Annotated in this window: 8 protein-coding genes; 2 read left to right on the top strand and 6 right to left on the bottom strand. The window is 61.7% G+C overall.

Annotated elements, in window-relative coordinates; translation table 11 throughout:
• On the bottom strand, positions 1-732 hold a 732-nt coding region (locus EN943_RS32920; protein ID WP_206522854.1), incomplete at its 3' end, for an SDR family oxidoreductase.
• A gap of 34 nt (positions 733-766) precedes the next feature.
• Positions 767-1,342 carry a DNA starvation/stationary phase protection protein gene (locus EN943_RS32915; RefSeq protein WP_127416122.1) on the bottom strand — a complete coding sequence of 192 codons (576 nt, stop codon included), beginning with the start codon at positions 1,340-1,342 and terminating at the stop codon, positions 767-769.
• A 1,249-nt stretch (positions 1,343-2,591) separates the two neighbouring features.
• Between EN943_RS32915 and EN943_RS32910 the strand changes: the two genes are divergently transcribed.
• Positions 2,592-3,374 (top strand): hypothetical protein, encoded by a 783-nt coding sequence (locus EN943_RS32910; protein ID WP_164778499.1) that lies wholly within the window; start codon positions 2,592-2,594, stop codon positions 3,372-3,374.
• Between the two features lie 244 nt (positions 3,375-3,618).
• Here EN943_RS32910 and EN943_RS32905 read toward each other — a convergent pair whose 3' ends face one another.
• Complete coding sequence (locus EN943_RS32905; protein ID WP_245476063.1) at positions 3,619-4,332, bottom strand: TetR/AcrR family transcriptional regulator; 714 nt, start codon at positions 4,330-4,332, stop codon at positions 3,619-3,621.
• Between EN943_RS32905 and EN943_RS32900 the strand changes: the two genes are divergently transcribed.
• Positions 4,331-5,437 carry an aldo/keto reductase gene (locus EN943_RS32900; protein ID WP_127416120.1) on the top strand — a complete coding sequence of 369 codons (1,107 nt, stop codon included), beginning with the start codon at positions 4,331-4,333 and terminating at the stop codon, positions 5,435-5,437. The two genes, EN943_RS32905 and EN943_RS32900, sit on opposite strands and share 2 nt — an antisense overlap.
• 94 nt (positions 5,438-5,531) lie before the next feature.
• On the opposite strand, the gene EN943_RS32895 is transcribed toward EN943_RS32900, so the two are convergent.
• The 3 genes from EN943_RS32895 to EN943_RS32885 all read right to left on the bottom strand — a co-directional run.
• Entirely contained in the window at positions 5,532-5,921 is a 390-nt protein-coding gene (locus EN943_RS32895; RefSeq protein ID WP_245476062.1) for an aldehyde dehydrogenase family protein, read from the bottom strand.
• Between the two features lie 435 nt (positions 5,922-6,356).
• Complete coding sequence (locus tag EN943_RS32890) at positions 6,357-6,731, bottom strand: tautomerase family protein (RefSeq protein WP_127416118.1); 375 nt, start codon at positions 6,729-6,731, stop codon at positions 6,357-6,359.
• Between the two features lie 56 nt (positions 6,732-6,787).
• Positions 6,788-7,272, bottom strand: a 485-nt coding sequence (locus EN943_RS32885; protein WP_127416117.1) for a glutathione S-transferase C-terminal domain-containing protein, incomplete at its 5' end; no start/stop codon positions are given.

The raw sequence follows: 7,272 nt of genomic DNA, 5'->3' as shown, positions 1-7,272 counted from the left end.
CCCCTCGAGCATGGACTTGGGCTCCAGGTTGCGGAATGTGTCGCCCTCGCCGGCGGCAACCGCCGTGAGGGTGGCGTAGACGGGTTCGGGATCGAACTGCGCGCGCGGGAAGGCCAGCTTCGAATAGTCGAACAATCGCTGCGACGGATCATCGACCCAGCTTTCCCATGTCTGGAAGCCCCGATCGTTGAAACCGGTCAGGAAGGGCCCGGGATTGACGGTCGCGACCTCGATTCCGAACTCTTGCAACTCCAAGCTCATCGTCTGCGCGACCGCCTCGATCGCATGCTTGGACGCCGAATAGATGCCAGTGAACGGGTTTACGTTGATGCCCTCGCGCGACGAGACCCAGACGATCCGCCCTTCCTTGCGCTTGGCCATCTGCTTGGCGATCCCCTGCGTCAGGAGGACCGGGCCGATAACGTTGACTTCGAACTCATTGCGCATGTTGAAGCCGGGGATATCCACCACCGCGCCGCCCTCGAGCACGCCGGCATTGTTCACCAGGATCTCGACGTTCCACGCGAGCGCCTTGTTCCGGTCACCTTCGTTGGTAACGTCCAGCTTCACGACCTTGAGTACGACCCCACGGGCAGCGGCTGCCCGCTTGAGCGGCTGAACCTGAGCGTAGATCTCAACGGCGGCGATGACGTCGAAACCCTTTTCGGCAAGCCGCATTGCGGCTTCATATCCGAAGCCGGTTCCGGCGCCCGTGATCAATACGGTTTTCATCAGTCTTCCTCCTGAGTGATAAGCAGATTCCCTCTTAGCGCTCGTTCGGAAGCAGCGGTGTGCCGGCCAGATGCTCGGCCAGGAACCAGACCTGCGCCTCGCCGGTGCGGACGACCTCCGAGATCAGGAGGTCGTTGGTCCCTTCGTCACCCGCCTTGCTGGCCTCGTCGGCCGCCTTGCGCGCGAAGGTCAGGATCAGCTCGTGCGCCTTCAACAGGCGCGAAAGCTGCGTCGGCACGTCTTCGCGGCCCCGGGGCGGGAATGGTATCCTGGTCTCCTTGGCAACATCGTGGCCCATGGCGAGCGAGATGCCCCCGAGCCCCATGATCCGTTCGGCGATGCTGTCGACCAGGTCCGACTGCTCTTCGAAGTGCTTATCGAGCAGCAGATGCAGCGAATAGAAAGTCACTCCCGACATCTGCCAGTGATGCTTCTTGTAGAGATCGCGGATGGTCATGGTGTCGGCGAGCACCTGGTTCAGCGCGGCGACGCTCGCGCCGCGCGCATTGTCGTCGAGGCCGAGCGGGAGGTCCTTCAGGGCTCCAAAGGGCTGAATCTCGTTTGCGGCCGCCTGATAGTTGGGCTGGGCCATGTCGTTGTTCTTGGTCATCCAAGGTCTCCGGCCAGATGGCGGTGCTTTATCCAGCAATGTTTGTCGGCTATGCGAGCTAGAGCAGCCAGTAAAACGAGGTAAATTCGCAGCCCTCGCGCTGTTCGGGGCTCTGTCGCCCGCGGAACTGCAATCGCTAGCCGGCCCGACGGAGGCGCGCACGGCCGAGCCAGTGGAGCTGATCTGACCTTGGCGCCGTGGCGACCTCGATCTTTTTGATCGCTAACGGGGTTCTTGAACTCTTCCGGCGACCACACGCGGTTGAATCCGGCGGGGCCGGATTGGTCCTGGCGAATACATCGGCGAGCTCGGCCTGATCACCGGGTCGCCGACAGCTTTCACGCTCGGGAGGAACGCGTCGTCCTTGCGGAGCCCGCGGCTGGCTGGCGCCACCGAGAGAGAGCAGAATAGTCTTTGTACGCACTCTATATTGTTGATCTGCCCGACGCGTTCAGCATCGTGCGCCGACCGCAAGCTAACTATCCAGCGCCGAATACTCGCATCCCGATGGCAGATCTGATTGGACGGCCGCTCAAACCAGAAGTTTATCCATAAGAATCGGCAGGTCGCGGACGCGCTTGCCCGTCGCATGATAGACCGCATTACCGATGATGCTGGGCTGTTGCCGAGCGTCATCCAGGCGGTGTGGTCATCGTGCTGCCGCGGGCCTGCGCGGTGGCGAGCGGATCCGCCGCAACCGCTCAGGCACGGCGCACCGGCATCTGCGGATGATTGCCGATAGCGGCAGAATGGCCGACAAAGAGCTAGCGGCTACAACCTGTGGGCCAAGGTCGAGGCGCCGATCGGAACGAGGCGACCGAGGTTGCTATCGCCGCCGCTGCCCTGAACCGGTTGCTGACGTTTGGACGTCCGAACTATATCCGTACCGCTTAACTGACAGCGAGTTGGAGGAGTGTCCCGCCCCGTCATGCCTAGCCTCCATACAACTCGGCCGCGCTCCCAGGAGCGGAAGGGATTTACCTCAATTGACGGAGGCGCTCCGCGTACCTCGCCTATGGTCCTCAGGAATTCAATCGCCCAGGCCCCCTCCCGAAGGACACCTTTCAATGCCGTTTGCAGGTGTCGACCTGCTTAAGGGCAAACCCGCTGAGTATCGCGCTATGTTGGCAGAAGTTGTGTGAGGCGGGATCGTTGGGGTCCCCACGGCAGAGGGCGACCGCTTCCTGGTCATCAGTCGAAGGCTGGTCGTCCGGCAAGGGCGAGCCCTGGCTCTGACAACCTCGGCGGGATGCAAACACGTGATCGTGCCGCAGCGGAAAGACATGCCACAAGCCAATTTCTACCGGCAACGACGACTATTCGCACAAGGGAATCTCCGATGGCTAGAACTCAAGATCGCGTCGGCCCCGTCCTGCTTTTTACGGCAGGCGCCGCGGCCCTCATCGCCACCGGACCGGCCTTCGGTGAAACGCCCGCCCGCGTCCGCGGCACGATCACCGTGGTTGATGACGACAGCATCACGCTCAAAGAGCAAGATGGTCGCGTCATCACGCTAAAGACGGGCGCTTACACGACCTATGCCGACGTCGTGCCGTCCAGCGTCGAGGAAATCAAGGTCAACGATTTCGTCGGGGCTGCGGTCAAAGGCGCTTCTAGCGCCCTGGTCGCGGTCGAGCTCGCGATCATACCCGACAACATGCGCGCTGGTCGTATCAGCTTTTACGGATGGGATCCTTTGCCGGACCCGACCGCCGTGCAAACCGCCCGGGACACCACGAACGGCCTGGTGTCAAATGTTTCGCCCGCGCCGACCAAGCTTACCAAGACCAACATGACGAACGGTGTCGTTTCCGCTGAAGCGGGCGGCGAGAGCGCTCGTGCGCTCACCATCACCTATGCCGATGGCAGCAAGAGCTTCCGGATGACCGTACCGCCCAACGCGCCGGTCGTGCGCTACATGCTGAGCGACCGATCGGCAGTCGCCATAGGCTCTGCCGTGATGATCAAGACCAATCCGGGCGATCAGGCCGGCCTCGTCACCATAGGCAAGGGCGTTAAACCGCCGATGTGAGGCTGCCGCGTAATCCGTTCTAAAGGAGTGACGGGCTTGTAAACGACGCCAAATCGTTTGGCCTTGAGAAGGGTAACCGGCTGAGTATCGCCACGTGATCCACAAGGTATTCAGGACGCATTGATCGAGATGTCCATTTTGCCGAACGTGAGGACTATGCGAGTGCTACGACCCCGCCCGACGCGGGTGAAATGTACTTAAGGCGTTGGCGTCAAGTCTTAGACCAGACGTTTAGCGCTGCGCATCAGTTTGGCGCTGGCCAAGCCGCCATGGCCGCATCTGCGACCCAGAGGAGCTTTTCCCGAGAGGCCCCATCGCGTGCGAGCGTAGACATCCCCTGGATGACAGCCATCACATGCGCGGACAAAGCTTCCGCGCCGGTGGCTGCCGGCAGTTCACCGGCTTCGATGCCCGTCACGATACGGTCCCTCAGTCGAGTTTCGATGGATAGCCGAATGGCCGCGAGTTCGCGCTGCACATCAATCGCGGCTGCAGAACAACTAATCGCCGAACTGGCGAGCAGGCAACCGGGAGGCGTGTCGGCACCCGTGAAACCAATGGCCGACGATCTCAGCAGGTTCGACGCGGCTTCTCGAGCAGAGTTCGCGTCGGCAATAATCGTTTCGGAAGTGACCGGACCGGAAAGATACCGACCCACCGCTTCAAGGAACAGGCGCTTCTTGTCCCCGAAGGCTGTGTAAATGCTCGGCGACGTTATACCCATCGCCGCCGTCAGCTCGTTCAGCGATGTCGCCTCATATCCATGCCGCCAGAAGAGCAGCATCGCCTGTTCTAGAGCTCTCTCGCGATCAAACGACAATGGCCGGCCGGTTTTGCGGGCGGGTCTGGAAGAAGCATGTTCCATGGCGATCACTATGAAACTATTGACGCCCCTTTGCAAGTGGGAGTAAGGGTTTCCTATCGATCGATATAAAATACCATGGGAATCTGAGATCATGCCGCTCAACGACTATCGCACCCTCGGCCGCTCCGGCCTTGTCGTCAGCCCTCTGGCGCTCGGGACCATGACCTTCGGCACCGCTCGTTGGGGCCAGGGCGAGGACGCCTCGCGCGAAATCTTCAATGCGTACGTGGATGCGGGCGGCAACTTCGTCGACACGGCTGACGTCTATTCCGGCGGTCGCAGCGAGGAGATGCTCGGCGCCTTCATCAAGGAACGTGGGCTGCGAGATGCAATCGTCGTGGCGACCAAGTCGGGCTTCGCCACGGGCAAAGGCCTGCTTTCCGGCGGAAATGGCGCCAAGGACATTTACGCCTCCCTCGATGGGTCGCTCCGCCGTCTGCAGACCGACCATGTCGACCTGTTGTGGGTGCATGTGTGGGACTCGGTCACACCGGCGGAGGAGTTGCTGGAGACGATGACCGCGCTCGTGCGCTCCGGCAAGATTCGGTACTGGGGCCTATCGAACTCGCCCGCCTGGTACGTTGCGAAGCTCGCGACTCTTGCCGCCGTCCACGGCATGCGGGGCCCGATCGCGCTCCAGTATTTCTATTCGCTCGCGAACCGCGACATCGAAGATGAGCATGTGCCGCTAGCCGCTGCGTTCGGATTGGGCATCCAACCGTGGAGCCCTCTGGCTTACGGCCTGCTGACGGGAAAGTACGATCGGGCGACAGTCGAAGCTTCCGCCCCCAGGGCCGCCGGCCTGCCGCGCGACGCCGCTGCGGAGGGAGACAACCGCCCCGAGGATGACAAGCGGCTGGACGGCAGCAATCCGTTTGGCGATAGCCTGTTTACAGAGCGGAATTGGGCGATGGTGGATGTGCTACGCCGAATGGCCGCAGAGACCGGCGAAACCTCGGCACGGATCGCCCTCGCGTGGGTGATTGGTCGTCCGGGGATTAGCTCGACGCTCATGGGTGTAAGCCGCGCCCAACAGGTGCTGGAAAACATCGCGGCCCTTGATCTTGCGTTGTCGTCCGAACACCGGTCGGCGCTCGACGAGATCAGCCAAGGCGAGCAACGATTGCTTTACAGCCTTTTTACGTCGACCCTTCGCCAACATGTCGTCTTTGGTGGGAGCCCCGTTCGAGCGGGGTGATTGTCCCCGCACGTCGGGCCGGTGCGCGACTTGGAGATCTGGACAGCTATTAATGCTGCGGCGAAGGGGAGTTTAACACCGCCTTCGCCAATTCTTAGTGCAGGCGGCGACTGACGCGTGACGATCGAACTTCGAGATTTGCGATGGGCGATTGTGGCACCCCAACATCGCCCAGACCATAGTCGCTGGTATTGTCCAGTTCGGTCGCATGCTCGACATTGTCAGCGACCGTAATCGCGGCGACCGGACCGAACGTCTCCTGTTCGAACACGGCATCTCCGGCGTCACGTCGGCAAGCACGGTCGCCTCTTAGAAATTGCCGACAGCGTCGATCTTGTGGCCGCCCAACAGCAAGCCGCGCCTTGTTCGATCGTTTGCTCGACCTGGCGATGGAGTTCGTCCCAAGGTCGCTCCGGGCCATCGGTCCCATCGCAATCGACGGGTCGAGCGGATCGCCGACCGTCAGCTTCCTAGCGGCCTCCACAACTTGCGCGTGGACGCCCCGGCGATTGGCCGCTCGAGAATGAAACGCTTGGCCGAAGGCAGACCTCACCGCTATTCCCGAAGCGAGCCTCGAGGAGAGACGTCGGGCAAGCCGCAACCCGCTCCGTCATCGAGGTAGCACGCCATAGCTGGAATGCGGCCGCGTTGGCGCTCGCCGTGGCTTCGACCTCGTCGGGCGTCCGGAAGGGATAGGCGGGATGAGTTCGTCAGCTGCGGGGCTGCGGGAGACTGCCCCGGTTGCATAAATTTCGGCTGGGTCCCTCGTGGGATTTGACATCGTGACGTCCTTTATTGCGTTTCGCGGTTCGGGCGGCCTTCGCGTCTGAGCCGCCCGCTTGCGACCGGTGATTGGCGTTGCGTTCTCAGGGTCGGCGATGAGAGCGTCTTCGCATCGCCAAGCCCCGAGCGTGGCCGATCACCAGGGCTGGCCGTCGCCAAACGACCAGTCCTCTTTGTCGACGAAGACCATGTTGATCATGATGTCGTCTGGACGGACGGCCAGCTTGGTTTTCAACTCGTCGGCGATGAACCGGTAGAAGGCGAACTTCGTGTCTCTTTTGTTTCCGACAGTGCTGGTCACCTGGATCAGCATGAAGTCCGCGGACCGATTGAAGCCGAGGAATTTGGGGTCATAGATGAGGTTGTCGGCGGAATGCTCACCGACAACCACGAAGCGGTCACCGTCGGGCGCCTTGAGGACATCGATTATGCCCCTGTAGACGATGTCGGCCACGGCGGCGCGGTATTCGGGGGTTTTACCTTGGATCAGATCGATACGTGCGAACGGCATTGCAGCCTCCTTCAGATTGAGTTTCGGATTGAGCGGGTGTCGAGGGGTATGAGCGTTCAGGCCCGGTTATCGAGCTCGGGCACGCCACTGTTCCGGTCGGCATAGGCTGCCAGAAAGGTCGGCCGGCGCTGCCAGCGCTGCCAGAAAGCATCGATGTGCTCGAAGCGCTCATCGAGCGGCGTGGCGTTCACCGGAAACTTCGAGAAGGCGATCGCGGTCGCCATCGTGATATCCGAGAACGTCGGCGCCTCGCCGCCCAGCAACCACTCGCGGCCATCGGCTAGATGGCGATCGACAAGCGCCGCGTGATTCAGCGCCACCTTGCGGGAATGCTCGCCCCACGCTGGATTGCTGGTCAGTTCCAGCTTCGGTCCGAGACCTTGGTGCAGCACATGGAAAGCCGTGACGATGGGATAGAGGATGTGCACCCACACCCGGTTGTCCCACATTTGGTCGAGGCCGCGCTCGTGAGGCGTCGCACCCATGATCTTTCGACCGTCGAAAGTGTCGTCGAGGTAACGCGCGATGGCGGAGGTCTCGC

It is taken from the genome of Mesorhizobium sp. M7A.F.Ca.US.006.01.1.1, assembly GCF_003997935.1.
Classification (GTDB): domain Bacteria; phylum Pseudomonadota; class Alphaproteobacteria; order Rhizobiales; family Rhizobiaceae; genus Mesorhizobium.
The sequence above is the reverse complement of the archived record's forward strand: the minus strand, read 5'-3'. Positions and strand labels throughout refer to the sequence as shown.